This is a genomic window from Ruegeria sp. YTSC192, from assembly GCF_059609705.1.
Map to the genome: position 1 here is coordinate 120499 of NZ_JBXWMG010000005.1, position 25082 is coordinate 145580.

Below are 25082 nucleotides of genomic sequence, written 5' to 3' on the forward strand. Positions count from 1 at the left end.
TGGAGTTTTGAATTAGTGACAAACAGACCGCCTGCCGGGGCCACAACAGGCCCCGAGCGTGGTTTTTTTGTTGTTCGCATCCCGGTCCAAAACCAAGGAATGAATTGAATGTCGAAGTCGAAAAAGCTTGAGTTCCGCCCGAACGACTATGTCGTCTACCCCGCCCATGGTGTGGGTCAGATCATTTCGATCGAAGAGCAGGACGTCGCTGGATTTTCGCTCGAATTGTTCGTCATCTCTTTTGAGAAAGACAAGATGACCCTGCGGGTGCCTACAAACAAGGTGACCGAATCCGGTCTGCGTTCGCTCAGCTCGCCGGATGTGATCAGCCAGGCGATGAAGACGCTGAAGGGCAAGGCCAAGGTCAAACGGGCCATGTGGTCGCGTCGCGCGCAGGAATATGAACAAAAGATCAACTCAGGCGATCTGATCTCGATCGCAGAAGTGGTTCGCGACCTGCACCGCACCGATGACCAGCGCGAACAAAGCTATTCCGAGCGTCAGTTGTACGAAGCAGCGCTGGAACGTCTGACCCGCGAAGTCGCCGCCGTGTCCGGAGACGGAGAGATTTCTGCCGCCAAGCAGGTTGATGACGTCCTGACCTCGCGCGCCGCTGCCGCCTAAGTCCACGACGATTGAAACAGCAGGGCCGCTCCGGCATCGGGGCGGCTTTTTTCGTTGCTTGGTGGATTGGTGAAAACCGGTTAGTTTTTCTGTAGATGCAAGCAGATACCGGTTCGGCATGAAGAAGACGGTCAAGTTCCTATATATCGGAAAGGCCCCGATTTCGGTCTGGTTCCGCTATGGTTTGATCCTGTTTGATGTGGTCACGATCATCTTCTTTGTCGCCACCGCGCATTTTCCGCATGGCCCATGGGTGACTGCTATCAGTTGGGTGGTTGGCTTTATTATCCTTCTGGATTTTTCAGCCAGAATGTGGATCGCCAAAGACCGTTGGAAGCTGTTGCGCAAGATTTATACGCTGGCGGATATTGTGGTGATCGCGTCGCTGATCCTCGACCCGTTTCTGACCGGCAACCTCGCATTCCTTCGTATCCTGCGCGCCCTTCGGTTGATCCATTCGTACCATCTGTTGTGGGATTTGCGGCGCGACAGCACCTTTTTCCGCACGCATGAAGATGCGGTCATCGCGGCCATCAATCTGCTGGTCTTCGTGTTTGCAACTTCGACAGCGGTTCTTGTCTTTTTCATCCCCGAGGACGCTCAGAACCCCTATATTGACGCGCTGTATTTCACCATGGCGACCCTGACGACGACGGGGTTTGGTGACATTACCCTGTCGACGCCGTGGGGCAAGCTGTTCTCGGTGTTTATCATGGTGGTTGGGGTTGCTCTGTTTGTGCGCCTCGCGCAGGCGATTTTCATGCCGCAGAAAGTGCGCCACAAGTGCCCCAGCTGCGGGCTGTTCCGGCATGATCCGGACGCAGTGCATTGCAAGCATTGCGGCTGCACCCTGCGGATCGAAACCGGCGGGGTGTCTTAAAGCTGCGCTGTTAGTGCGATCAAAAAGGTGATCTCGGCCAATTGCTGAGACGCGCCGAGGATGTCTCCGGTTTGGCCGCCTATCTTGGCCTTTGCCACGAGGGCCAGCGCACCCACAACGAGCGCGGCGCATAGGGCGGGCAAAATGACCTGCGCACCGATCAGGAACACTCCTGTCAGAACCGCCAGAGCGAGCGAAACCAAGACTGGGAACACCGACGGAGCCCCGACGGAATGGCTGAGACCTGACTTTCGTGCATTGGGCAGTACAGCCATCAATACCGGCATGAACGCGCGGGATACCACGCAGGCGGCAATAATCGCCATAAACGCGCCGGCCGACAAAAGCGCGGCGATTGCTGCAACCCGCATCAGCTGCGCGCCAATCAGGGACAGAACGCCATATGTGCCGATATGGCTGTCTTTCATGATCTCCAACCGGCGTTCGGGCGTGAACCCGCCCCATAGGCCGTCAAATGTATCGGCCAGCCCGTCCTCATGCATTGCGCCCGTCGTCATGGTCAGAGCCGCGACCAGCAACACCGCGCAAATGAAAGGCGGAACCGAGAATGCCAGTGCAAGCCAGCCGATGAGGCAAACCAATGCGCCAATCACAAGACCAACGACGGGAAAGGCCCAAGCCGCTTGCGCCTGGCGGGCAAAGACCCTCTCGGGCAGGCGGGGCAGGGGCAGGCGCGTCAACAAGACCAGCGCCAGCGGGATATCCCATGCGGAAACCGGATTGGTGTCGTTTTTTTGCACTTCCGCGCCTTTCGGGGTCTTGTTGGATTCAGTGCTTCGGTTAAACACGCAGGACCACTCTGATGCAATGAGGCTTTGATGCTGCCTGAACTGAATGATTTGAACACGTTCCGCGACGCGTTGACCAGCGCCCAAGGGCCGGACATGGCGGCGGCGGATGGCGCGGCTGAACGCAATGGTCAGTTGACCAAACCTCCGGGCGCGCTGGGGCGGCTTGAGGATCTGGCGATCTGGTATGCGGCGTGGCGCGGGGATGCGCGACCGCTGGTTGCGGCCCCTCAGGTGATTGTCTTTGCCGGCAACCACGGGGTCACGGCGCAGGGCGTATCCGCGTTTCCGCCCGAAGTAACCGTGCAGATGGTGATGAATTTTGAACATGGCGGTGCTGCGATCAACCAATTGGCCAAGGCGGCGGGCGCCAAGATGGATGTCCACGCGCTGGATCTGGATCGTCCGACAGCGGATTTCACCCAAGCCCCAGCCATGAGTGAGGCCGAGTTGCTGAGCGCGCTGCAGACCGGCTGGCAGGCCGTGGACCCTCAGTCCGATCTGCTGGTGGTTGGCGAGATGGGGATTGGCAATACCACGCCCGCCGCTGCAATCGCTTGCGCCCTGTTCGGAGGTGAGGCTGCCGATTGGACCGGTCGCGGGACAGGTGTCGACGATGCGGGGCTTGCCAACAAGACCCGCGTGGTGGCCGAAGGTGTTGCTCTGCATGGCAGTGACGACGGGTTGGAGGTTCTGCGCTGCCTCGGCGGGCGCGAGATCGCGGCCATGGCCGGAGCGATTGCGGCGGCCCGTGTGTTGCGTATCCCGGTCATTTTGGACGGTTTCATCTGCACCTCAGCCGCGGCCTGTCTGGCGCGTATCTCGCCCTCGGCGCTGGATCACGCTGTGGCAGGACACCAGAGCGCTGAAGGCGCGCATGCGGCGATGCTGTCAAAACTGGGCAAGGAGCCGCTGCTGAGCCTTGGCCTGCGTCTGGGCGAAGGGTCTGGCGGCGCGCTTGCGATCAACATTCTCAAAAGCGCGGTTGCCTGCCATTCGGGCATGGCAACCTTCGCCGAGGCCGGTGTCTCGGACGGGTAACGTCAACGCCTGACCGGGCATTCGCTTCGGTCAGGCAGAATCCTTGGCATGCTGCTCGGCCAGTTCCAGCAGCGCGGTTTCGAGATCCTTCTCAAGCTTTTGCGCGCGTTCGATGTATTTTGAGTTCTCGGCCGTTGGCATGCCAGGAACCCAAAGCTCGGCCAACTCACGCACCGACGTCCGGTCATGGTGATAGAAGGTCTGTTCGGCCTGCGCCGCCTCGTATTCGCTCAGCCCTATATTCTCCAGCACATAGCGACCCGCGCGCAGAGAACTGTCGAACATTTCGCGCACGATGTCATTGGCCCCGGCCTGATACAGTTCGTACACATGGGTCCGGTCATGCGCCCGCGCAATGATGTGCAGATCGGGGCGCTGGCGGCGGGCGTAGCCGACCAAGCGCGTCACTGTCTTTCGATCATCCATCGCGGCGACAAGCACCGAGGCTTTCTCAAGCCCTGCCGCGCGCAGCAGCTCTGGCCGGGTCGGGTCGCCCAGAAAGCCTTTGACGCCAAATCTACGCATCAGTTGGATCGTTTCGATATCGTGGTCCAGAACAACAGTCTTGAAGCCGCTGGCGCGGACCAGCCGGTTGACGATCTGACCAAACCGCCCGATTCCGGCAATGATCACAGGGCCTTTTTCGTCGATCTCGTCAGGTTCCTGAGCCGCGTTTGTGTGTGCCATCCTGCGGGACAGAAGGTCGTAGATGATGAACAGAAGCGGGGTGATCAGCATGGTCAGGGCAATGATCATCAGCAGTTTTTGTGACAGGTCCGTCGGGATGACATTCTGCTGCGTCGAGAACGCCAGAAGGACAAAGCCGAACTCACCCGCCTGGGCCAGTCCCAAGGTGAACAACCAGTGATCGCGGCCTTTCAGCTTGAAGGCCTTCCCAACCAGATAGAGGATGATCCCCTTCACGAGGATGACCAGCAGGGCCAGACCGATCAGGTCAAACGGGTCGTTGAAGAAATAGGCGACGTTGATCCCTGCGCCGACCGTGATGAAGAACAGCCCCAGAAACAGGCCTTTGAACGGCTCAAGGTCGCTTTCCATTTCATGGCGGAATTCCGAGCTGGCCAGAACCACACCCGCCAGAAACGCGCCCAGAGCGGGGGACAGGCCGACCAGTGTCATCAGGAACGAAATCCCGACCACGATCATCAGCGCCAGCGCCGTATACATCTCGCGCAGGCGGGTTGCGTGGATGAACCGGAAAAGTGGTCGGGTCAGGTAGACGCCCGCCAGAATGACAAAGGCAATCGCGCCGATTGTGACCAGAGTGACAGCCCAGCCCGGCAATCCTTCGACCAGAGACAGGCTGTGATGCCCGGCGTCAAGCAGTTGCCCCGCGCCCCGGTCGATAGAGCCGTCTGCCTCGATATGGGGTATCGCAGGCAGAGCCAGCAGTGGCAGCAGGGCCAGGATCGGGATGACGGCGATATCCTGCGTCAACAGAACCGAAAAGGTCGCGCGCCCCCCGTTTGTCTGCATCAGGCCCTTTTCAGACAGGGTTTGCAGCACAATCGCGGTAGAAGACAAACACAAGGTCAGACCGACCGCCAGTGCGACAGACCACGGATGGTTTGCATATATGGCCACACCGGCAATAACGGCTGTGGACAACAGAACCTGAAGCCCGCCAAGACCCAACAGTTTGTCTCGCATGTCCCAAAGGGCGCGCGGTTCCAGTTCCAGCCCGATCAGGAACAGCATCATCACCACACCGAACTCGGCAACATGCTGCAGGTTTTCGGTTTCGGCGCCGACAAGGCCAAGCACGGGGCCGATGATCAGGCCCGCCGCCAGATAACCAAGAACCGATCCAAGGCCCAGCCGCGCCGACAGGGGCACGGCGATCACGGCCGCAGCCAGGTAAATTGAAGCCTGATATAGGAAATCGTCCATCTATGCCCTCGTTGCCCGCTCAGGTTGGCAGGGGTGCGTCGCGTTTGAGTTGGTCCATCACGATCTGACTTTGTACCCTTGCTACTGCAGGATGCGGCAGGATCACCTCGTGAAGCAAGCTGTTGAGTGCAGAAAGATCGTGGCAATAGACGTGAAGCAGATAATCTGCCTCGCCGGTCATGGTCCAGGCGCTGGTAATCTCGGGCTGGGTGTTAACCATTCGGGCAAAGCTGGCGGATTGATCGGGGCCATGGGTGCCCAGGTGAACCTGAACAAACCCCTGAACCTGCAGACCCAGTTTCAGCGGATCCAGCCGGGCTGCGTAACCGGTGATATAACCCTCGGCCTCAAGGCGCTGACGACGGCGGCCTGCCTGGCTGGGGGACAGGTTCAGCAGCTCACCCAATTGATGAGCGGTCAGATGCGCGTCCTTTTGCAGCGCTGAAAGCAGGCGTGTATCGGTTGCATCAAGCATTTGCGGCAATATCTCATGTTTCAGCTCATTCATGCGCAGTTTGCGCGCACTTCTTGAGTTTACATGAAAACAATGCGCGGAAACAGCACTGGTTAAGGCGTATTTTGGAATCAGCAAAGAAATTCCTGTTTTCGAAGGAGACGCGCCATGGGTCCTTTCCCGCACAACGCCCCAAAATCTGTCATCAGCCCGGAAAACCCGGCAGGCACCGACGGGTTTGAGTTTGTCGAGTTCGCTCATCCCGAACCGCAGGAACTGCGTGATCTGTTCGCGAAAATGGGTTTCGATCTGGTCGCGCGCCATAAAACCAAACCTCTGGTCGAGCTATGGCAGCAGGGCGATGTCACCTACATCCTGAACGCGGACCCGGAAAGCTATGCCGACAAGTTCGTCGCGGAACACGGGCCTTGCGCACCGTCGATGGGCTGGCGGGTAGTGGATGCGCAGAAAGCCTATGACCATGCCGTCGCAAAAGGGGCGGAGCCATATGACAGCGCGGACAAGACGATGAATGTCCCGGCCATAAAAGGGATTGGCGGATCGCTGATCTACTTTATCGACCAGTATTACGATACCTCGCCCTACAATAATGAATTCGCGTGGATCAAGGAATCCAAACCGCGCGGCGAAGGGTTCTTTTATCTCGATCACCTCACCCATAATGTCTACAAGGGGAATATGGACAAGTGGTTCAAGTTCTATGGCGACCTGTTCAACTTTCGCGAAATCCGGTTTTTTGACATTCAGGGCAAGTTCACCGGTCTCTTTAGCCGCGCCCTGACATCGCCCTGTGGCCGCATCCGTATCCCGATCAACGAGGATCGGGGTGAAACCGGTCAGATCGTCTCTTATCTGAAAAAGTACAAGGGCGAGGGTATTCAGCACATCGCAGTGGGCAGCGAGGACATCTATGCCTCGACCGATGCCATTGCCGAGAACGGGTTGAAGTTCATGCCGGGTCCGAACCAGTCCTATTATGACATGTCCAAAGACCGGGTGACGGACCATGATGAGCCGCTGGATCGGATGATGAAGCACGGCATTCTGATCGACGGTGAAGGCGTTGTGGATGGGGGAGAGACGCGGATTCTGCTGCAGATCTTCTCAAAAACCGTGATCGGCCCGATCTTTTTCGAGTTCATCCAGCGCAAGGGCGATGATGGGTTCGGTGAGGGTAATTTTCAGGCCTTGTTCGAATCCATCGAACGCGAACAGATCGAAAGTGGTGAGATTTCGGCGGCCTAAGCTGCGCCAAAGACCAGCCACGTCCAGGTCACACCGGCGCGCCGGTTCGCCGGTTGTATCGATGAGGTTCGGGACCTGTGGTGAACCCGCAGGCCTGAACCTACCGATTGATCAACGATGGCGTCGTCCGAAATCACAAAACCGGGTCGGTCCGGCGGGCAGGGGCCATGTCTGAGCGACAAAATCATCTGCCCTTGCGGTCTCAGGCGTTTAGACAGGACGCGGATCGCCATGTGTTGGTCGCGCGGGGGCAGGTGATGCAGGACTCCGATGACCAGAATGGTGTCGAACGCGACGTCGTCTTTCAGAGCGATTAGTCTTGGCAGACAAGCATCAAGCCATCGAACCGATTGCGCGCCGTCACCGCAAATAGCGTGGTTTCTAAAGGCATCGACTGGCTCGATCGCCGTCACGTCGCAGCCTCGTTTGGCCAGCCAACGCGCCACCGTTCCAGTGCCAGCGCCCACATCCAGAACGCTCGCTCCGGTATCCGGCAAGTGATCCAGAACGGGGTGCAGGACTTCGGTAGGAGAAAGACCGTCATAGGCCGGAATCAACTGGGGAGCCGCTTGTTCGTACCCAGCCTTGACAGTCTTAAAATACGGATCGCCTTCAGCCACGCGGCATTTTCAATGTCAGGTTGCGGCCCTTCTTCTGATACCGCAACTCGCTGTCGCTGATGGCGATGACCTTGCCTCCGTCGATCCTGTCGCCGATCTTGAGCTTTTTGTACCGCCCACTCGGAAGCCGGACGAGGGCACGGCGATTGGCCGGGGTGCCATAGACGCCGATCAGGTTCAGCTTGCGCAGGTTCAGGGCATTGTCGATTGTGGCCTGCCGCGCGACCGAGGCCGTTGTCGGGATTTTCGGAGCCACGGATTTCGGTTGGAACGACCCGGCGTCGTCATTGCCGGAGGCTACTGCGGCGGTTGACCCCAGATTTGATCCGCTCGCACTGGCCGAGGCCACGGCCCGCGCAGGCCGCAATTTGGGGCGGGGCACGCGGACCACGGCCAAAGCGGTTGGTGTATCGTCGACCTCGGGCCTTACCTGCAGGCTTTCGGGGCGCAACTTGGGTCGCACGACCGCAAGCTCTTCAAGACTGCGCCCGCCCAATTGCGTTCGTTCGAAATTCTCGACCAGATTGCCGGGGCGGGGCCGGGGGCGGAGTTCGGCCAGCCTTTGGTTGACCTCATCCACCACGGGTTCGTCTTCGAACCGCACCGGTACATCAGGCGGGACCTTGGACGGACGCCCCTGATAAACCACGATCCCTTCGGGCGACAGCGCGCCTTCTGGTGTCGGTACGACCAAGCCACGTTCGTCCAGTTCGTATTGCGCGCCTGCGATTGCGGGGCCGGGGATGCGTTCAAAGGCGGCATCCGTATCGAAACTGCCTTGGTCGGGCAGGGCAATCGCGTCGCTGGACAGATCCGAGGAGTGAATCGATGCGAGGTAGAGGTCATCCTCGGGCACCAATGCCGGGGTAGTCGGCACTTCAGGGGCTTCCACCAGGGTGCCTGCGACCTCTTCGATGTCGCTTTGCGCTTCGGGGTCCTGTGCAATCTGTTCCACAGGCATCGGCGCGACTTTCAACGCTTCGAGAATGGCGGCATCTGTCGGGGACAATTCTGGCTGGGCTTCAGGTTCTGGTTCTTCTTCCGCTGCCGGTGTCGCCGCGATTTCGGTTTCAGGCTCTGGATCCGTCTCAGGCAGTAAAGTGTCCTGAGGCTGCGGTGCAGACAGTTCGGCCGTATCGTTTTCGGTAGACGTGTCGTTATCTGGGTCCGCCCCGATCAGAGACCACGCCCAGACACCAACCCCAACGCAAATCAACGCGGCAATCGCAGGAATCGCCCAACGCTGCCCTTTGTTCGATGTGGGAGGTAACGCGATTGCAGCCGTATCAGGCTCAGGAGAGCGGAACGCTGTAGGCGCCGCGTCATCCGCTATGGCATGAACTGGAGGGCTTTCGGGTTCGGGCGCGTGCGCAGTGACTGGCGGCGTGTTGCATAGGTCAAAGACGGGGTCACGCGGAAACTCGGCGTTGGTTGTTGTGGCACTATAGGCGACCGGCACGAATCCGTGTTGCGCGGCAAAGCCTTGCGCTTCGTCCAGCGTCTCGCGCGCGACGACAGCGACAAAGGTGGTTGGCCCCTCGGTTGCGCTGTCATAGCACAAGTCGCTCAGGTCATACGGCGTTGCCTCGGCCAGGGCGGTTTGGACCTCGGACTTGATCTGATCATCGCTTTGGCCCTCGGTGGGCAGAGCCAGACACCGCACCTGATCTGCGGGCAGCATCAATTTGCAGCTCAGGTCGTTTTCCAGCGCAAAGGCCTTGTCGTGCAGGGCTTTGATCTGGTCACTCAGATCAGGGGCTGAAAGGGGCGCATTGCCAATGTCGTACCATTCACCATCCGAATGGTGTTGAAGGGAAATTCCGGTCGCAGAAAAGGTTAGCGCAAAAGCGGGTTTCATAATCCGGAGGAACCACAATTAACCATATCAACGCAAATACCTTTGTATTCGCAGAGCGATACTAAAGCAGGAACCCGCCGAGGGAAAGAAAAAGCCGTGACTTCCCCTTGTGCCTGTAGGCCCCTCGGACCCATGTTGAGACAGAGTAAATTGGAGGGATCACCTTGAAGACATTTGCTTTTCTGGCCGCGATGATGGCCGCAACCACCGCCGGGCTGGCGCATGCGGAAGAACGTCGCATCAACGTGGATGCCACCGGAACCGTTCAGGTTGCCCCGGATATGGCGACGATCACCCTAGGTGTGACACATCAGAACCCCGAGGCCTCAGAGGCCATGAAAGCCACCTCGGATGCTGTTGCGCAGGTGCTTGCGCGGCTGGGTGACATGGGTATCGAGGATCGGGACCTGCAGACCCGCGACCTGTCTTTGTCGCCGGTCTGGTCGAATCGGAAACAGCAGAACGGGGAGCCACCCGAGATCACCGGATTTGTCGCCTCGAACCGGGTGTTTGTGCGGGTGCGTGATCTGACCCAATTGGGTGAGGTCATGGATGCGGTCATTCAGGACGGCGCCAATGATTTCGGCGGGCTGAGCTTTGGTCTGCAAGACCCTGAACCGATTGAGGTTCAGGCCCGTGCAAAAGCCGTGGGTGAAGCAACTGCAAAGGCCGAGCAGCTCGCCCAAGCCGCCAATGTCACGCTGGGGCCGGTTCAGACGATCTCGGAACGTGGGGGCGGTGTGCGCCCGATGGCCGAGATGCGAACGATGGCCATGGCCGACACGGGCGGAGTGCCTGTGGCTGGCGGAGAGATCTCGGTTTCTGTCAGTGTCTCGATGGAGTTCGAGATTTCAGAATAGGCTCACGCACTCGTGCGGGCCATCAGCGGATTTCGTTGCTGGCCCGTTTCGTCAAAATTATCCGGGGACAACCAGTCCTCAAAAGCCTCTCGAATACGCGGCCATTCGCTGTCGAGGATCGAATACCATGCCGTGTCGCGATTGCGTCCCTTGTAGTGGGTCGCTTGACGGAACGTACCCTCATAAGTGAAACCCAGCCTTTGGGCTGCACTGCAAGAGGGGGCATTCAGCGCGTCGCATTTCCATTCATAGCGACGGTAGCCCAATTCATCGAACACGCGGCGCATCATCAGATACATGACCTCGGTCGATTGCGGCTTGCGCTGCAGCAGGGGCGAGAAGTGGATATGCCCGACTTCGATCACGCCGGTGGCGGGTTCGATCCTGAGGTATGAGGCCATGCCAACGGGTACGTCGTTTGCATCCAGAACCGTGTGAAACATCGGGTCGGCGTCCATGCAGGTCGCGCGCGCCCAAGTTTCGAACTCCTGCTCAGAACCAAACGGCCCGTAGGGCAGGTAGGTCCAATTTCGGTGATCGGCGTCATTGGCAAACGCCCGAAACAATCCGGGCGCATGCCTGTTCACATCAAGCGGCACGACCGAGCAATACTGGCCCTCCATCGGGGTATAGGGCGGCGTCGGGCGCGGGAACTCGCCCGTGACCGGCCGTCCGATGGGTTGACCCAGTGCGTTGGTGTCGTGCCCGCTCATGGCTTTATGCGCTGGCTTTGGCCAAAGCCTGATCCAGATCGGCGATCAGGTCGTTGGCATCCTCGATCCCGATGGACACGCGCACAACATTGGGACCCGCGCCTGCGGCCTCTTGCTGTTCGGGCGTCAACTGACGGTGCGTGGTCGAGGCCGAGTGGATGATCAACGAGCGCGCATCGCCGAGATTGGCAACATGGCTGAAGATTTCCAAAGCGTTCACCAGCTTGATGCAGGCGTCATAGCCGCCCTTGACCGCAAAGGTGAACAGCGCACCGGCACCGCGCGGATACTGCGCCTTAACCCGGTCGGAGTAGGGCGACGAGGGCAGGCCCGCATAGGTCACGTAGTCAACACGGTCATCTGCTTCGAGCCAGGCGGCGATCTTCTGTGCGTTCTCGACGTGGCGCTCCATCCGCAGCGACAGCGTCTCGATCCCCATCAGCGTGTAATGTGCCGCTTGCGGGTTCATGGTCATGCCCAGATCGCGCAGGCCAATGGCGATGCCGTGGAAGGTGAAGGCCAGCGGGCCGAAGGTCTCATGGAATTTCAGCCCGTGATAGGCCTGCTCGGGCTGGCTGAGCGAGGGGAACTTGTCATTCGCCGACCAGTCGAACTTGCCCGAATCCACGATGCAGCCACCGGTGACGGTACCATTGCCGGTCAGATATTTGGTGGTCGAATGCACCACCAGAGTCGCGCCGTTTTCGATCGGGCGGCACAGGTAAGGCGTGGCTGAGGTGTTGTCGACGATCAGCGGAATGCCTGCGCCGTCCGCGACATCAGCCAGCGCGCGGATATCGGTGACATAGCCGCCGGGGTTGGCGATGGATTCGCAGAAGACCGCGCGGGTGTTTTCGTCGATGGCGGCTTTCACGGAGTCCAGATCGTCGGTGTCGACAAATTTGGCCGACCAGCCGAAGCGCTTGATCGTCTGGCTAAACTGCGTGACCGTGCCGCCATACAGGCGGGTCGAGGCCACCACGTTGCAGCCCGGCCCCATCAGCGGGAACAGCGCCATGATCTGCGCCGCGTGACCCGAGGAACAGCACACCGCGCCAACGCCGCCCTCAAGCGTCGCGACACGTTCCTGCAGAACGGCAACAGTCGGGTTGGTCAGGCGCGAATAGATAAAGCCCACTTCCTGCAGGTTAAACAGCGCTGCCGCGTGGTCTGCATCGCGAAAGACATAAGCCGTCGATTGATAGATCGGAGTCTGGCGCGCGCCGGTTGCGGGATCGGGGCGTGCGCCCGCGTGAATTTGCAGAGTGTCGAAACCGTAGGTAGGGCCGTCAGACATCGTGAAAATCTCCTGTTGGAATGTGTGTTGGCGAATCTGTAGGCTATTGCAGGCGCTTGCACAACGATCCTCTGGACGATCCTATGGGCGATCCTGTCAGCGCAGCCAGAGACCTCTGGCCTTGATTGCCTTGCGAATGGCCTGTTCGCGCCCGGGCAGGGCGTTCTGGTCGAACATCTCGCGGATTTTGTGACCTTTGCCTTGGAAAATCAACCTCTTCATCGGGTCATAAGCCTTGAGGACCTTCTTGATCTTATTGGGGGCCGAGACGGTCTCGAGCACTTCAATCACGCGGTCACTCTCACGGGCGTAGAGCAGCGGAAACAGGCGGTAGTGACAACTGACCGACCCATCGAGAAGCCCGTCCGGCAAGGCATCACGCCCGCCACCGAAGGAGTGGATCACCAGCGGCAAAGCAGCCTGATCCAGCCAGGGATCAAGGTTCTGGCCGGTTAGTTCGGGGATTTCCTCGTCGCGAATGGTTCTGGCATAATCCAGAAACCGTTCACCGAATTGACGCGGGCATTTGTAGAAGAAATAGCCTGCGTTGAAATACAGAAACCGCTTCCAATGCTCCTTTGGCTGGCTGTCATCAATCGAGCTGTCGAAATCCAGCCCGAACCGACGATAGAGCGCGCTCCAGATCCCTTCGAACCCCGGCCCATACAGGGTGGGTTTCGGCCAGGTGCCGTCCACCTTGAGAGAGGCACCGGGGCGTTCGAAGTCAAACGGGACCGAAGCCAGATCGCCGGTGATCAGCGTATCTGTATCGAAGAAGACAAAAGGCTCCCCCTCGGGCAGGGCCAGCAGGGCCTCGATCTTGTTGCCATGCGGATAGCTTTCGCCGAAGACATGATTGTCGAAGGGCAGGATCTCGGCGTCCAGTTGAGACAGCGCCTTGCGCACATCCTCGTTCTGGATGCTTGGGTTCTGCTTCCAACGAGGGCCGGGGTTTGGGGTTGCCACAAAAAGCTTGCCGTCAAAGCCGGGCGCGCAGTGGCGCAGCGAGGCAGCGAACAGTAGGGCCTCATACTGCAGGCGGTTATTCTGTCCGATGACGACAATGTTGAATTTCCGCGAAGCCATGCGTGCCTGTTCCTGTCGCCCGTTTTCCTAGGGACTACAGCAAGTCGCAGGGGGCGTCAAAACTGTCGGATTGATTTTCGCGTTCTCCATCCCATCTCATGCAGGAAACTCAAAGCAGGAGGCCGCCATGAAGATCAACGCGGATTTCACCAAACGCGCTGCGGTGCATTTTGATCAGACCGAATGGGTGCAATCACCAGCAGCAGGGGTCGAGCGCAAGATGCTGGACCGGATCGGAGAAGAAGTCGCCCGCGCCACCACGATCGTACGTTTTGCCCCCGGCAGTGCCTTCGCGGCCCACACCCATGATGGTGGGGAAGAGTATCTGGTGTTGGATGGCGTCTTTCAGGACGAAACCGGGGATTTTCCGGTGGGCAGCTATGTTCGCAACCCTCCGACCTCATCCCATACCCCTTCGGCGGCGGATGGGGCGACCATTCTGGTCAAGCTGCATCAATTCGACCCGTCTGACCGGACCGAGGTCAAACGCTCGATCAACGGTCAGGGCGATCTGCGCTTGTTCAAGGATGAGCATGAGGATGTGCGCATCGCGCAATGGGCCGCAGGTGAGGTCATTGATCTGAGTGCAGAAGGCGGGCTTGAGGTGTTTGTCATCGCCGGCGGCTTTGACGAGGGCGGTGACTCATTTGCTGCGTGGGACTGGCTGCGCCTGCCACCCGGATCGCCGTCGCAGGCCATTGCGGGGCCGGATGGCGCGCGTGTTTGGATGAAGTCGGGGCATTTGGCGGGCATGATCTGACCTGATCCCGCATCAATTTTGGGCAGAGTCGCAGAAATCCGGGTCAAAAGCCCGGATTTTTCATTTTTTGACCGGTTGATAAAATTTACCAATTGATAAAAAATCAGAATGTGCCAAGCTGAGCCTTACAACAAACATATCTACAGGGAGTAGAGTGATGGCACAGGGCCAGATGGCACCCGGGATCGTCCCAGGGCGGCTTTCCAGCGATGAGCTGACCTCGAATTTCACCGATCTGCATCCGCCATTGGCCCCGCATGAGGCCGCCGTGGCGGCAGATCGCTGTTATTTCTGCTATGATGCGCCGTGTGTGACGGCCTGTCCGACGGATATCGATATTCCGTTGTTCATTCGCCAGATCCAGGCCGGTCAGCCGCAAGCAGCCGGTCGCACGATCCTCGAGCAAAACATTCTGGGTGGCATGTGCGCCCGCGTATGTCCGACCGAGACTTTGTGCGAGGAAGCGTGCGTTCGTGAGGCCGCCGAAGGCAAACCGGTCGAGATCGGGCGCTTGCAGCGCTATTCGACTGACACCGTGATGGAAGCGGGCGATCACCCCTTCGAACGCGCCGCGCCTACGGGCAAGACGGTTGCCGTGATTGGGGCAGGGCCTGCCGGTCTTGCCTGTGCGCACCGTCTGGCGATGCTGGGGCATGACGTGGTGATTCACGAGTCCAAGCCGAAACCCGGCGGTCTGAACGAATACGGGATTGCGGCCTACAAATCGACCAATGACTTCGCTCAGGCCGAAGTGGATTGGCTCTTGAAAATTGGTGGCATCGCGATCGAAACCGGCTCGGTTCTGGGCGATACGATTTCGCTGGACGGGTTGGCTGAGAACTATGATGCCGTGTTCCTGTCGATCGGACTGGCGGGTGTGAATGCGCTGCGTGCGCAAGGCACCGAAAAGGACGGTGTGCGCGATGCGGTGGAATTCATTTCGGATGTGCGTCAGGCCGAAGATCTGGCCCATTTGCCGGTCGGGCGGAATGTGGTCGTGATCGGCGGAGGCATGACAGCAGTAGACGCGGCGGTGAAGTCAAAACTGCTGGGCGCTGAGCATGTCACGATCGCCTATCGCCGTGGTCGCGATGCGATGGGTGCCAGCCGGTACGAACAGGACCTCGCTGCCTCGCATGGGGTGCGGATTCTGACGAATGTGCAGCCGGTCGCCGTCTACGGCAATGGATCGGCGGTCGATATCGAACTGGAATACACCACCACTCGGGACGGCAGGCTTGAAGGGACGGGTGAGATGATCCGGCTTCCGGCTGATCAAGTCCTCAAGGCAATTGGTCAAACGCTTGAAGGCGCGCCCGAAGGTCTGGCGCTGGACGGCAACAAGATCGCTGTCACCGGGGCCGGGCGGACCTCTCTGGATGGTGTCTGGGCGGGCGGAGACTGTGCTTCAGGTGGCGAGGATCTGACCGTGACAGCCGTGGCCGAGGGCCGGGACGCTGCGATGGACATCCACGCAACGCTCGTTTCGTGATAAGATGGGGTATTCACCCCATTTTTATTGCTGCTGAGGTATCGTCATGTCCCAGATCGAACAAGCTGTTGCCCAACATTACACAACCGGTGCCCTGACCGAACGCGTCCGCGCGGCGCTTGAGGCCAGTGGTATTGACCCGGATGCAGCCACTGTTGCCGACCTCAAGGCCGGGGACGAGTTTCATACGGGTGGTGTGAAGGCAACCGACAACCTGTTCGCTCAGCTCTCGCCCACCCACGCGACGCGTGTGCTGGACGTTGGCTGCGGTATCGGCGGGACATCACGCTATATCGTGGATCGGTATGACTCGACGGTCACTGGGGTCGACCTGACGCCTGAGTTTGTCGAAACGGCCAAGACGCTCAGCGATCTTGTCGGCCATTCCGGTAAGTCGGAGTTTCTTGTGGGCAGCGCCCTCGATTTGCCGGTTCCCGATGCCGGGTTCGATCTGGCCGTGATGTTTCATGTTGGCATGAACATCGAAGACAAGGCTGGATTGTTCGCCGAGGTCTCTCGGGCTTTGGCGATAGGCGGTACTTTTGCCTTGTTCGACGTGATGGGCGGCGAGGCGGCTGAGCCGTTGGCGTTTCCTCTGCCATGGTCCACCGTGGCCGAGACATCCTTCGTCCACGCGCCCGATGTCTACCGCGATGCTGCAAGTGCTGCGGGTCTGGAACTGGTGACTGAGACGGATCGTACCGAGTTCGCACTTGCCTTCTTTGAGGAAGCCTTTGCGCGCATGGCTGAAAGCGGCCCGCCCGCGTTGGGTATCCACCTGATGATGGGCGAGACGGCCCCTGAGAAGTTCCAAAACTACGTAAAAAACCTGAAGGCCGGGCGCATTTGCCCGACTGAAATGATATTCAAAAAAACCGGCTGAGCCGGGAAGGGAGAAGCCATGGCCGATCTGACGACAAACTTTCTGGGCATTTCCAGCCCCAACCCTTATTGGCTGGCCTCTGCGCCGCCGACGGACAAGGAATACAACGTGCGCCGCGCGTTCGAGGCCGGATGGGGTGGCGTTGTCTGGAAAACACTGGGGTCCGAGGGCCCTCCGGTCGTGAACGTGAACGGGCCGCGCTATGGCGCGATCTACGGCGCGGATCGTCGGCTGCTGGGTCTGAATAACATCGAGCTGATCACTGACCGCCCGCTTGAGGTGAACCTTGAGGAAATGGCGCGGGTCAAGGCGGATTACCCGGATCGCGCGCTGATCGCCTCGATCATGGTGCCCTGCGAGGAGGAGGCGTGGAAAGCCATCCTGCCGCGCGTTTCTGAGACTGGCGCGGACGGGATCGAGCTGAACTTCGGCTGCCCGCATGGCATGAGCGAACGCGGCATGGGGTCTGCTGTGGGGCAGGTGCCCGAATATATCGAAATGGTGACCCGTTGGTGCAAGCAGTACTATGACCGCCCGGTCATCGTGAAGCTGACGCCCAACATCACCGATATCCGCAAACCTGCGGCGGCAGCACGGAATGGCGGCGCAGATGCGGTGTCGCTGATCAACACGATCAACTCGATCACCAGCGTCAATCTGGATACGTTCAGCCCCGAGCCCTCGATTGACGGCAAGGGCAGTCATGGCGGCTATTGCGGTCCGGCGGTCAAACCGATTGCCCTGTCGATGGTGTCTGAAATCGCGCGAGCCGAGGCCACTCATGGTATGCCCATCTCCGGCATTGGCGGCGTGACCACATGGCGGGACGCGGCCGAGTTTATCTCGCTTGGCTGTGGCAATGTGCAGGTCTGTACCGCCGCGATGACCTACGGGTTCAAGATCATTGATGAGCTGACTGCGGGTCTGTCTGAGTGGATGGATGAGAAGGGCTATACCAGCGTCGATCAGGTCATTGGTCGTGCGGTGCCGAATGTCACCGACTGGCAGTATCTGAACCTGAACTATGTGGCCAAGGCCAAGATTGATCAGGACCAGTGTATCAAATGCGGCCGGTGCTATGCTGCTTGTGAGGATACCAGCCATCAGGCGATCTCAATGTCTGATGATCGTGTGTTCGAGGTGATGGATGACGAATGCGTCGCTTGTAACCTCTGCGTGGATGTCTGCCCGATTGATGGCTGCATCACGATGGAGCAGATGGCAGTAGGTGAGGTCGATCCGCGAACCGGTAAAACCGTGCAGCCGGACTATGCCAACTGGACCTCGCATCCGAACAACCCGATGGCAAAAGCAGCAGAGTAAGGGAAACCTTCATCCCCAAAAAGCCGGTTCGGTGCTACACTGCCGCTGACAGACAGGATCAAAGGAGAATGTCATGCCAGCGGCACCACCGGGCCGGAACAAGGGCGGCAACAAGGTCACAAAGCTTGACCGTGACACGTCCAAAAAGAACGTTGCCCTGTCCAAGGCCAAGCAACGTGACGCGATGGCCGCCAAGAATTTTCTTCAGCATCAGAAGCAGATCAAACGCGATCTGGACAGTCTTGAGAAGCTGAAGCGCTCTCTCGAAGAGATGATGGCGAAGTTGAAGGAAGAACGTCAGCTGGACCAGCGATTCCTTGGTCAGGTGATCAAAAAGGTCAAGGCACTGCAGAATTTTGACGCCTACGTGAAGGCCTCGGCCAAGGATCACATGGCTGGGGTACAGCAGCCGAAAATGTATACCGCGATCGTCAAGGATGCTGGCAAAGTGCCCAAGATAAATACGGTCAAGACCATGGGTGACCTGACCATTCTTATTGCCATGGCGATTGTACTTTTGCGCCGTATTCTGGCGCTGAAGCCCGCGAAATAGCGATTACGGCGTCAGCAGGCGCGTGAACACCTGATCGAGGTAGATCTTCGCGTCAGGGTAGGGATCGGCATCATCTGCGCCCAGAACGGCGCGGATCTGGACGTCGAAATCCGCGTAATGCTGGGTCAAAGACCAGATCGAGAAAATCAGGTGATAGGGGTTCACCTCGGCGATATGCCCCTCGGCCATCCAGCGTCGGATCAGGGCCGAGGTTTCATCGACCAGTGCTTTCAGATCGGTGGACAGTACCTCATAGATATGCGGGGCGCCGCGAATGATCTCGTTGGCAAACAGGCGGCTTTCGCGCGGGTAGTCGCGGCTCATTTCCAGTTTGCGGTGGATGTATCCCAACAGCTCGGTCAGGGGGTCGCCACCGGGGTTGATGGCGCGCATCGGGTCCAGCCACGTGTCGAGAAGACGCTCGAGAAGGGCGGCATAAATCGCGTCTTTGCTGCGGTAGTAGTATAGCAGGTTGGGTTTGCTCAGCCCGGCAGCGGATGCGATCTGATCGACAGTGGCCCCGCGAAACCCATGGGTCGAAAAGACCTCGAGCGCGGCTTCCAGAATCGCGGCGCGATTTTTCTTTTGGATCCTGGTGGGTGCGCGGTCTTTCGGCATGTGTCCAACGTGTCTGTTTTTGCGTCATCTCATAGGGGATTTTGCTGAAAACTCCAGCGATGGCGCGCAATTTCTTGACTGATGTCGAACCCGTGATAGCGTGAGTTTGACCAGATGGTCAAATCAAGACACCAAAAAGCGAGCCAAATCGCAAGCAACAGGGAAGAAGACTATGGCAGCTCCGGCGCAGAATCTCAGGATCAACGGCGACAGGTTGTGGGACAGCCTGATGGAGATGGCCAAGATCGGCCCCGGTGTCGCAGGCGGCAACAACCGACAGACGCTGACCGATGAAGACGCCGAGGGGCGCGCGCTGTTCCAAAGCTGGTGCGAGGATGCGGGCTGTTCCATGGGTTTGGATCAGATGGGCAACATGTTCGCGCGGCGCGAGGGCTCGGACCCGGAGGCGCTGCCGGTCTATGTCGGCTCGCATCTGGATACACAGCCGACCGGCGGGAAGTATGATGGGGTTCTGGGCGTTCTGGGAGGGTTGGAGATCATCCGCACGTTGAACGATTTGGGAATCAAAACCAAACATCCGATCGTGGCGACCAATTGGACGAATGAAGAGGGTACACGCTATGCCCCTGCGATGCTGTCTTCGGGCGTGTTTGCAGGGATGCACACGCAGGATTGGGCGTATGCTCGCGAAGATGCCGAGGGCAAGACATTCGGCGACGAATTGCAGCGTATCGGCTGGCGCGGCGAGGAAGAGGTCGGCGCGCGCAAGATGCATGCGTTCTTTGAGTTGCATATCGAACAGGGGCCGATTCTGGAGGCTGAGGGTAAGGATATCGGTGTCGTCACCCACGGTCAGGGGCTGAGTTGGACCCAGATCACGGTGACCGGCAAGGATGCCCATACCGGCTCGACCCCGATGCCGATGCGCAAGAATGCAGGTCTGGCGATGGCGCGTATTCTTGAAAAAGTGGATGAGATTGCGTGGTCGCATGCGCCGCATGCCGTTGGCGCTGCGGGGCATATTGATGTGTACCCGAACTCTCGCAATGTGATTCCGGGCAAGGTGGTGTTCACGGTCGATTTCCGCTCGCCCGAGCTGGATGTGATCACTGATATGGAAAACCGCCTGCGTGTGGCGGCTGAGGATATCGTGAACGAAATGGGCCTGCAGATTGAATTCGAAAAGGTCGGTGGTTTCGATCCAGTCAAATTCGATGAGGGATGCGTGGCCGCCGTGCGCGACGCGGCAGAGCGGCTGGGCTATTCCCATACGGATATCATCTCGGGGGCCGGGCATGATGCCTGCTGGATCAATCGGGTCGCGCCGACCGCGATGGTGATGTGCCCTTGCGTAGATGGCCTGAGCCACAACGAGGCTGAAGAGATTAGCAAAGATTGGGCGGCTGCCGGGGCGGATGTTTTGCTGCATGCGGTCGTTGAGACGGCGGAGATCGTGGAATAGGGGGCGCTGCCCCCGTCGCGGCAGGCCGCGACTCCCCCGGGATATTTTTAGCCAGATGAAGCAAGCGGCGCAGACCGCAACAGGGAGTTTGAAATGAGTACTGTCATCAAGAACGGGACCATCGTAACCGCTGATCTGACCTATAAGGCGGATGTGAAAGTTGAGGGCGGTGTGATCACCGAGATCGGGCCGGACCTGCGCGGCGACAAGGAGCTGGATGCCTCGGGGTGTTATGTGATGCCCGGTGGGATCGACCCGCACACGCATCTTGAGATGCCGTTCATGGGGACCTATTCCAGCGACGATTTCGAAAGTGGAACGCGCGCGGCCCTGGCAGGTGGCACTACGATGGTGGTGGATTTCGCGCTGCCCAATCCGGGCGAAAGCTTGCTGGACGCGCTCAAGCGGTGGGACAATAAATCGACGCGGGCGAATTGTGACTACTCGTTCCACATGGCGGTGACCTGGTGGGGCGAGCGGGTGTTTGATGACATCAAGACTGTCATCGAGACGCGCGGCATCAACACGTTCAAGCATTTTATGGCCTATAAAGGCGCGTTGATGGTGAATGATGATGAGTTGTTTGCCTCGTTCAAACGTCTGGCCGAGTTGGGCGGCACCGCGATGGTACATGCCGAGAACGGTGATGTGGTGGCCGAGCTGAGCGCCAAGCTGCTGGCCGAGGGCAATACCGGCCCCGAGGCACACGCCTATTCCCGTCCGCCGCAGGTCGAAGGCGAAGCGACCAACCGCGCGATCATGATTGCGGACATGGCGGGCGTGCCTTTGTACGTGGTGCATACCTCTTGCGAAGAGGCGCATGAGGCCATTCGGCGCGCGAAGATGCAGGGCAAGCGGGTGTGGGGGGAACCTCTGATCCAGCACCTGACCTTGGATGAGAGCGAGTATTTCCACCACGATTGGGAACATGCGGCGCGGCGGGTCATGAGCCCTCCGTTCCGGAACAAACAGCATCAGGATAGCCTGTGGAACGGTCTGCAATCGGGCACGTTGAGCGTGGTCGCCACCGACCATTGCGCCTTTACGACCGAGCAGAAACGCTATGGCGTGGGGGATTTCACCAAGATCCCGAACGGGACCGGAGGGCTGGAAGATCGGATGCCGATGCTGTGGACCCATGGGGTGAATACCGGGCGTTTGACGCCAAACGAGTTCGTGGCGGTCACTTCAACAAACATCGCCAAGATATTGAATTGCTACCCGAAAAAAGGTGCGATTTTGGTTGGCGCAGATGCTGATCTGGTGGTGTGGGATCCGGACAAGGCCAAGGTGATTTCGGCCGAAACGCAGCAATCTTCGATCGACTACAACGTGTTCGAGGGCAAGGAAGTGCGCGGGTTGCCGCGATTCACGCTGACTCGTGGTTCGGTTGCCGTGCATGATGGTGAGATCCAGACGCAGGAAGGGCACGGGAAGTTCGTGGCGCGTGAGGCCAACACCCATGTGAACAAGGCGCTGAGCACCTGGAAAGAACTGACCGCCCCGCGCCCGGTGGAGCGGACGGGTATTCCGGCGACGGGTGTCTGACGCATTCGGGTCGCTTGTCGGGCGGCCCGCAATCAAATTTTTCAAGGCTATGGAATGAACATTGACTCTACGACCCAGCCTGTGATCGAGGCAAGGCAGCTGGATCTCACCTTCCAGACGAATGACGGCCCGGTTCATGCGCTGAAAGATGTGAACCTGACGATCGACAAAGGCGACTTTGTCAGCTTTATCGGTCCTTCGGGCTGCGGCAAGACCACCTTTCTGCGCTGCATCGCGGCTTTGGAGACGCCGACCGGCGGCACTCTGACCGTCAACGGCATGACCCCGGATGAGGCGCGGCGCAAGCGCGCCTATGGCTATGTGTTTCAAGCGGCGGGTCTGTATCCGTGGCGGACCATCTCCAAGAACATCAAGCTGCCGCTTGAGATCATGGGCTATTCCGCGTCCGAGCAGGAAGAGCGCGTGAACAAAGTTCTCGAACTTGTTGATCTTGCTGGGTTTGGTGGGAAATTTCCATGGCAGCTGTCGGGCGGTATGCAGCAGCGGGCCAGTATCGCGCGGGCCTTGGCTTTTGACGCGGATATCCTACTCATGGATGAGCCGTTCGGTGCGTTGGACGAGATCGTGCGCGATCACCTCAACGAACAGCTTCTGGCGCTTTGGGCGCGTACGGAGAAGACGATTGGCTTCGTTACGCATTCGATCCCTGAGGCCGTATATCTCAGCACCAAGATCGTGGTGATGAGCCCTCGGCCCGGGCGGATTACGGATGTGATCGACAGCCCTCTGCCCAAGGAGCGGCCCTTAGATATCCGCGACACGCCGGAGTTTATCGAGGTTGCGCATCGGGTGCGGGACGGTCTGCGGGCGGGGCATTCCTATGATGACTGATGGGGCCTCGGATATGATCAGGCGCGCCACTTTGCGGGACGTGCCTGCCTGCGCCCATGTGATCCACGATTGGGCTTGCGAAACGGAGTGGATGCCCGAGGAGCTGCCGGTTGAACAACTGACAGCCTTGATTGAAGAGGCCTTTGATCAACGCGAGATTTGGGTCACGGGTAACCCAGTCGATTGCTACATGTCCGTGGACCCGGCAGAGCAGAAGATCGGTGCGCTCTATTGCAGACGGACCGGGCAAGGCATTGGCAAGCGCTTTGTTGACAAGGCCAAAGAGGGCCGCGCGTTTCTTTGGCTGACAACACACACGCCGAACACGGAATCGCAACGGTTCTATCGGCGCGAAGGGTTCGAGGTTACAAGCGAAGAGCCGCCCGTGCCCCCGGACACCGTGCCGGTTTACCGGATGGAGTGGCACGCATGAAGCAGCTCTTATCTGTTTTGACTGTTCTACTAGCCATTGCGGTCCTGTGGTATCTGGCCGTCGCGCCAATGAATGTTCGTGTTTCGCTCGATCAGGCGGAACGGGCAGGGGAAACCGTGACGCCCGAAACGTCGAGGGCACGTCAGCAGGTCTCGGTTTGGGTTCTGATGGCGCAGAACCCGTCGCATATCGCAGGTGGCTACGAGCTGGATCGCCCGCGCCTGCCAACGCCTGTTCAAGTCGGGCAGGAGCTTTGGAAAACCACCGGCGAAATGGTGATGCGGGGCCGGGCGATGTCGAAACGCTCGTTGATTTATCACGGGTGGATCACGCTGCAATCCACGCTCTGGGGGTTTGTGCTGGGCACGGCCGTTGGCATCCTGGGGGCCGTGGCCATCGTCTATTCCCGCGTGGTGGATATGAGTTTGATGCCATGGGCCATCATTAGCCAAACCGTGCCGATTGTGGCACTGGCGCCGATGATCATTGTCCTGAGTTCTCAGTTGGGGATCGAAGGGCGCGGGGTGCCAAAGGCGATAATCTCGGCCTACTTGTGCTATTTCCCGGTACTGGTCGGGATGGTCAAAGGGTTGCGCTCGCCAGCTGTTTCGCAGCTGGATTTGCTTCAGACCTACAGTGCGACCGGATTTCAGGCCTTTCTGAAACTGCGCCTGCCGTCCTCGGTGCCTTATCTGTTTACATCGCTGAAGGTTGGCATCGCGGCGGCCCTGGTCGGGACCATTGTGGGTGAGCTGCCGACCGGAGCGATCTCAGGCCTCGGCGCGCGTATTCTGATCGGCGATCAGTTCGGCACGCCTCTGGCCATCTGGGCGGCCTTGTTCGCAGCGGCTATTTTGGCGGGCATTCTGGTGACTTTGCTGGATATTCTGCAGCGAGTGACTCTGAAACGTATGGGGATGAGCGCATGAGCTGGTTGATCTTTTCCCTCGCCTTCTGGGCCGGCGCCTGGTGGCTGAACGCATGGCTGGCACGGTCGATCTACCGTGATTCCAAAGGCGTGCGTGTCTTTGTTCCCGTACTTTTTGGTGTCACGCTGCTGATCCTGTGGGAGGGGCTGGTGCAAGGGCTGGGCGTCTCGCCCGTAATCCTGCCGCCGCCGTCGATGGTGGCGCAGACCTTTGTGAACTCGACCGATATTCTGTGGCAGGACTTCAAACAGACCGTGTTCAAAGGCGCTTTCACCGGGTTCGCAATCGGTGCCTCTGCTGCCTTTCTGACGGCTGTTCTGATCGACCGGTCCGTCTTTCTGACCCGAGGGTTGCTGCCTATCGGCAACTTCGTCGCGGCGCTTCCCATTGTAGGGATCGCGCCCATTCTGGTCAGCTGGTTCGGGTTCGACTGGCACTCCAAAGCGGCCGTGGTTGTCGTGATGGTGTTCTTCCCGATCCTCGTGAATACGGTGCAAGGCCTGCGTGAGGCGGATGCGATGCAACGAGACCTGATGCGGACCTATGCGGCCAGCTATACGCAAACGCTGATCAAGCTGCGCCTGCCTGCGGCGATGCCGTTCATATTCAATGGCCTCAAGATTGCCACCACACTTGCGCTGATCGGGGCGATTGTGGCCGAATATTTCGGCTCACCCACACGCGGCATGGGCTTTCGGATATCAACCGGGGTGGGCAGCCTGTCGATCGATCTCGTCTGGGCGGAAATCGCAGTGGCTGCACTGGCCGGGACAGCGTTCTATGCTTTGGTGGCGGCGCTCGAAAAAATGGTAACCTTTTGGCACCCTTCACAACGCAGATAACAAGACC

Annotated in this window: 25 protein-coding genes; 16 read left to right on the top strand and 9 right to left on the bottom strand. The window is 59.1% G+C overall.

The features are described from left to right. The first annotated feature begins 108 nt into the window (after window positions 1-108). Entirely contained in the window at window positions 109-624 is a 516-nt protein-coding gene (locus tag AC2FD8_RS09270; RefSeq protein ID WP_170376497.1) for a CarD family transcriptional regulator, read from the top strand. Between the two features lie 118 nt (window positions 625-742). Next, window positions 743-1504, top strand: a complete 762-nt coding sequence (locus AC2FD8_RS09275) for a potassium channel family protein (protein ID WP_496855615.1) — start codon at window positions 743-745, stop codon at window positions 1502-1504. Here AC2FD8_RS09275 and cobS read toward each other — a convergent pair. Further along, window positions 1501-2265 carry an adenosylcobinamide-GDP ribazoletransferase gene (gene cobS / locus AC2FD8_RS09280; protein ID WP_496855617.1) on the bottom strand — a complete coding sequence of 255 codons (765 nt, stop codon included), beginning with the start codon at window positions 2263-2265 and terminating at the stop codon, window positions 1501-1503. The genes AC2FD8_RS09275 and cobS overlap by 4 nt on opposite strands. 78 nt (window positions 2266-2343) lie before the next feature. Here cobS and cobT point away from each other — a divergent pair, with 78 nt between their 5' ends. Beyond that, complete coding sequence (gene cobT, locus AC2FD8_RS09285; RefSeq protein ID WP_496855619.1) at window positions 2344-3354, top strand: nicotinate-nucleotide--dimethylbenzimidazole phosphoribosyltransferase; 1011 nt, start codon at window positions 2344-2346, stop codon at window positions 3352-3354. Between the two features lie 30 nt (window positions 3355-3384). On the opposite strand, the gene AC2FD8_RS09290 is transcribed toward cobT, so the two are convergent. Both AC2FD8_RS09290 and AC2FD8_RS09295 read right to left on the bottom strand, forming a co-directional pair. Next, complete coding sequence (locus AC2FD8_RS09290) at window positions 3385-5265, bottom strand: monovalent cation:proton antiporter-2 (CPA2) family protein (protein ID WP_496855621.1); 1881 nt, start codon at window positions 5263-5265, stop codon at window positions 3385-3387. Window positions 5266-5284: 19 nt separating this feature from the next. Then, window positions 5285-5740: an Lrp/AsnC family transcriptional regulator gene (locus AC2FD8_RS09295; RefSeq protein ID WP_496855623.1), complete on the bottom strand. Its 456-nt coding sequence runs from the start codon at window positions 5738-5740 to the stop codon at window positions 5285-5287. A 147-nt stretch (window positions 5741-5887) separates the two neighbouring features. Between AC2FD8_RS09295 and hppD the strand changes: the two genes are divergently transcribed. Further along, window positions 5888-6985: a 4-hydroxyphenylpyruvate dioxygenase gene (gene hppD, locus AC2FD8_RS09300; protein WP_496855625.1), complete on the top strand. Its 1098-nt coding sequence runs from the start codon at window positions 5888-5890 to the stop codon at window positions 6983-6985. On the opposite strand, the gene AC2FD8_RS09305 is transcribed toward hppD, so the two are convergent. Then, on the bottom strand, window positions 6982-7605 hold the full coding sequence (locus AC2FD8_RS09305) for a class I SAM-dependent methyltransferase (RefSeq protein ID WP_496855626.1): 624 nt from the start codon (window positions 7603-7605) through the stop codon (window positions 6982-6984). The genes hppD and AC2FD8_RS09305 overlap by 4 nt on opposite strands. Further along, entirely contained in the window at window positions 7598-9463 is a 1866-nt protein-coding gene (locus AC2FD8_RS09310; protein ID WP_496855627.1) for a hypothetical protein, read from the bottom strand. The genes AC2FD8_RS09305 and AC2FD8_RS09310 overlap by 8 nt, the downstream gene beginning before the upstream one ends. 164 nt (window positions 9464-9627) lie before the next feature. Here AC2FD8_RS09310 and AC2FD8_RS09315 point away from each other — a divergent pair, with 164 nt between their 5' ends. Continuing rightward, window positions 9628-10323 (top strand): SIMPL domain-containing protein, encoded by a 696-nt coding sequence (locus tag AC2FD8_RS09315; RefSeq protein ID WP_496855628.1) that lies wholly within the window; start codon window positions 9628-9630, stop codon window positions 10321-10323. Between the two features lie 2 nt (window positions 10324-10325). Here AC2FD8_RS09315 and AC2FD8_RS09320 read toward each other — a convergent pair whose 3' ends face one another. The 3 genes from AC2FD8_RS09320 to AC2FD8_RS09330 all read right to left on the bottom strand — a co-directional run bounded on the left by AC2FD8_RS09320 (window position 10326) and on the right by AC2FD8_RS09330 (window position 13419). Next, the gene (locus tag AC2FD8_RS09320) at window positions 10326-11036 is read right to left on the bottom strand and encodes a GNAT family N-acetyltransferase (RefSeq protein ID WP_496855629.1); all 711 of its coding nucleotides are present in this window, start codon (window positions 11034-11036) and stop codon (window positions 10326-10328) included. Window positions 11037-11040: 4 nt separating this feature from the next. Continuing rightward, window positions 11041-12333 carry an O-acetylhomoserine aminocarboxypropyltransferase/cysteine synthase family protein gene (locus AC2FD8_RS09325; protein ID WP_496855630.1) on the bottom strand — a complete coding sequence of 431 codons (1293 nt, stop codon included), beginning with the start codon at window positions 12331-12333 and terminating at the stop codon, window positions 11041-11043. Window positions 12334-12429: 96 nt separating this feature from the next. Further along, a complete protein-coding gene (locus AC2FD8_RS09330) occupies window positions 12430-13419 on the bottom strand; it encodes a GT-B fold glycosyltransferase domain-containing protein (protein ID WP_496855631.1) in 990 nt (329 codons plus the stop codon). 127 nt (window positions 13420-13546) lie between these two features. Between AC2FD8_RS09330 and AC2FD8_RS09335 the strand changes: the two genes are divergently transcribed. The 5 genes from AC2FD8_RS09335 to AC2FD8_RS09355 all read left to right on the top strand — a co-directional run bounded on the left by AC2FD8_RS09335 (window position 13547) and on the right by AC2FD8_RS09355 (window position 18430). Next, the gene (locus tag AC2FD8_RS09335; RefSeq protein WP_496855632.1) at window positions 13547-14179 is read left to right on the top strand and encodes a cupin domain-containing protein; all 633 of its coding nucleotides are present in this window, start codon (window positions 13547-13549) and stop codon (window positions 14177-14179) included. Between the two features lie 157 nt (window positions 14180-14336). Further along, a complete protein-coding gene (locus tag AC2FD8_RS09340; protein WP_496855633.1) occupies window positions 14337-15671 on the top strand; it encodes an NAD(P)-dependent oxidoreductase in 1335 nt (444 codons plus the stop codon). A gap of 46 nt (window positions 15672-15717) precedes the next feature. Beyond that, window positions 15718-16554: a class I SAM-dependent methyltransferase gene (locus AC2FD8_RS09345; RefSeq protein ID WP_496855634.1), complete on the top strand. Its 837-nt coding sequence runs from the start codon at window positions 15718-15720 to the stop codon at window positions 16552-16554. A gap of 18 nt (window positions 16555-16572) precedes the next feature. Continuing rightward, entirely contained in the window at window positions 16573-17877 is a 1305-nt protein-coding gene (preA, locus tag AC2FD8_RS09350) for an NAD-dependent dihydropyrimidine dehydrogenase subunit PreA (RefSeq protein WP_496855635.1), read from the top strand. A 73-nt stretch (window positions 17878-17950) separates the two neighbouring features. Then, window positions 17951-18430, top strand: a complete 480-nt coding sequence (locus AC2FD8_RS09355; protein ID WP_496855636.1) for a hypothetical protein — start codon at window positions 17951-17953, stop codon at window positions 18428-18430. 3 nt (window positions 18431-18433) lie between these two features. On the opposite strand, the gene AC2FD8_RS09360 is transcribed toward AC2FD8_RS09355, so the two are convergent. Beyond that, window positions 18434-19048: a TetR family transcriptional regulator C-terminal domain-containing protein gene (locus AC2FD8_RS09360; protein WP_496855637.1), complete on the bottom strand. Its 615-nt coding sequence runs from the start codon at window positions 19046-19048 to the stop codon at window positions 18434-18436. Between the two features lie 172 nt (window positions 19049-19220). Between AC2FD8_RS09360 and AC2FD8_RS09365 the strand changes: the two genes are divergently transcribed. The 6 genes from AC2FD8_RS09365 to AC2FD8_RS09390 all read left to right on the top strand — a co-directional run bounded on the left by AC2FD8_RS09365 (window position 19221) and on the right by AC2FD8_RS09390 (window position 25075). Continuing rightward, a complete protein-coding gene (locus AC2FD8_RS09365; protein ID WP_496855638.1) occupies window positions 19221-20471 on the top strand; it encodes a Zn-dependent hydrolase in 1251 nt (416 codons plus the stop codon). Between the two features lie 93 nt (window positions 20472-20564). After that, window positions 20565-22019, top strand: a complete 1455-nt coding sequence (hydA, locus tag AC2FD8_RS09370) for a dihydropyrimidinase (RefSeq protein ID WP_496855639.1) — start codon at window positions 20565-20567, stop codon at window positions 22017-22019. Between the two features lie 54 nt (window positions 22020-22073). Further along, window positions 22074-22871, top strand: a complete 798-nt coding sequence (locus tag AC2FD8_RS09375; RefSeq protein WP_496855640.1) for an ABC transporter ATP-binding protein — start codon at window positions 22074-22076, stop codon at window positions 22869-22871. Further along, window positions 22861-23304 carry a GNAT family N-acetyltransferase gene (locus tag AC2FD8_RS09380; RefSeq protein WP_496855641.1) on the top strand — a complete coding sequence of 148 codons (444 nt, stop codon included), beginning with the start codon at window positions 22861-22863 and terminating at the stop codon, window positions 23302-23304. The genes AC2FD8_RS09375 and AC2FD8_RS09380 overlap by 11 nt, the downstream gene beginning before the upstream one ends. Next, window positions 23301-24233, top strand: a complete 933-nt coding sequence (locus AC2FD8_RS09385; protein ID WP_496855642.1) for an ABC transporter permease — start codon at window positions 23301-23303, stop codon at window positions 24231-24233. The genes AC2FD8_RS09380 and AC2FD8_RS09385 overlap by 4 nt, the downstream gene beginning before the upstream one ends. Further along, window positions 24230-25075, top strand: a complete 846-nt coding sequence (locus AC2FD8_RS09390; RefSeq protein ID WP_496855643.1) for an ABC transporter permease — start codon at window positions 24230-24232, stop codon at window positions 25073-25075. The genes AC2FD8_RS09385 and AC2FD8_RS09390 overlap by 4 nt, the downstream gene beginning before the upstream one ends. Window positions 25076-25082: the final 7 nt, after the last annotated feature.

Excerpts from the sequence above, each read along its gene's own strand:
- AC2FD8_RS09270 (WP_170376497.1), top strand. The coding sequence starts at position 109 with ATGTCGAAGTCGAAAAAGCTTGAGTTCCGCCCGAACGACTATGTCGTC.
- AC2FD8_RS09275 (WP_496855615.1), top strand. The coding sequence starts at position 743 with ATGAAGAAGACGGTCAAGTTCCTATATATCGGAAAGGCCCCGATTTCG.
- cobT (WP_496855619.1), top strand. The coding sequence starts at position 2,344 with ATGCTGCCTGAACTGAATGATTTGAACACGTTCCGCGACGCGTTGACC.
- AC2FD8_RS09290 (WP_496855621.1), bottom strand. The coding sequence starts at position 5,265 with ATGGACGATTTCCTATATCAGGCTTCAATTTACCTGGCTGCGGCCGTG.
- AC2FD8_RS09295 (WP_496855623.1), bottom strand. The coding sequence starts at position 5,740 with ATGCTTGATGCAACCGATACACGCCTGCTTTCAGCGCTGCAAAAGGAC.
- hppD (WP_496855625.1), top strand. The coding sequence starts at position 5,888 with ATGGGTCCTTTCCCGCACAACGCCCCAAAATCTGTCATCAGCCCGGAA.
- AC2FD8_RS09310 (WP_496855627.1), bottom strand. The coding sequence starts at position 9,463 with ATGAAACCCGCTTTTGCGCTAACCTTTTCTGCGACCGGAATTTCCCTT.
- AC2FD8_RS09320 (WP_496855629.1), bottom strand. The coding sequence starts at position 11,036 with ATGAGCGGGCACGACACCAACGCACTGGGTCAACCCATCGGACGGCCG.
- AC2FD8_RS09325 (WP_496855630.1), bottom strand. The coding sequence starts at position 12,333 with ATGTCTGACGGCCCTACCTACGGTTTCGACACTCTGCAAATTCACGCG.
- AC2FD8_RS09330 (WP_496855631.1), bottom strand. The coding sequence starts at position 13,419 with ATGGCTTCGCGGAAATTCAACATTGTCGTCATCGGACAGAATAACCGC.
- AC2FD8_RS09335 (WP_496855632.1), top strand. The coding sequence starts at position 13,547 with ATGAAGATCAACGCGGATTTCACCAAACGCGCTGCGGTGCATTTTGAT.
- AC2FD8_RS09340 (WP_496855633.1), top strand. The coding sequence starts at position 14,337 with ATGGCACAGGGCCAGATGGCACCCGGGATCGTCCCAGGGCGGCTTTCC.
- AC2FD8_RS09345 (WP_496855634.1), top strand. The coding sequence starts at position 15,718 with ATGTCCCAGATCGAACAAGCTGTTGCCCAACATTACACAACCGGTGCC.
- preA (WP_496855635.1), top strand. The coding sequence starts at position 16,573 with ATGGCCGATCTGACGACAAACTTTCTGGGCATTTCCAGCCCCAACCCT.
- AC2FD8_RS09355 (WP_496855636.1), top strand. The coding sequence starts at position 17,951 with ATGCCAGCGGCACCACCGGGCCGGAACAAGGGCGGCAACAAGGTCACA.
- AC2FD8_RS09360 (WP_496855637.1), bottom strand. The coding sequence starts at position 19,048 with ATGCCGAAAGACCGCGCACCCACCAGGATCCAAAAGAAAAATCGCGCC.
- AC2FD8_RS09365 (WP_496855638.1), top strand. The coding sequence starts at position 19,221 with ATGGCAGCTCCGGCGCAGAATCTCAGGATCAACGGCGACAGGTTGTGG.
- hydA (WP_496855639.1), top strand. The coding sequence starts at position 20,565 with ATGAGTACTGTCATCAAGAACGGGACCATCGTAACCGCTGATCTGACC.
- AC2FD8_RS09375 (WP_496855640.1), top strand. The coding sequence starts at position 22,074 with ATGAACATTGACTCTACGACCCAGCCTGTGATCGAGGCAAGGCAGCTG.
- AC2FD8_RS09380 (WP_496855641.1), top strand. The coding sequence starts at position 22,861 with ATGATGACTGATGGGGCCTCGGATATGATCAGGCGCGCCACTTTGCGG.
- AC2FD8_RS09385 (WP_496855642.1), top strand. The coding sequence starts at position 23,301 with ATGAAGCAGCTCTTATCTGTTTTGACTGTTCTACTAGCCATTGCGGTC.
- AC2FD8_RS09390 (WP_496855643.1), top strand. The coding sequence starts at position 24,230 with ATGAGCTGGTTGATCTTTTCCCTCGCCTTCTGGGCCGGCGCCTGGTGG.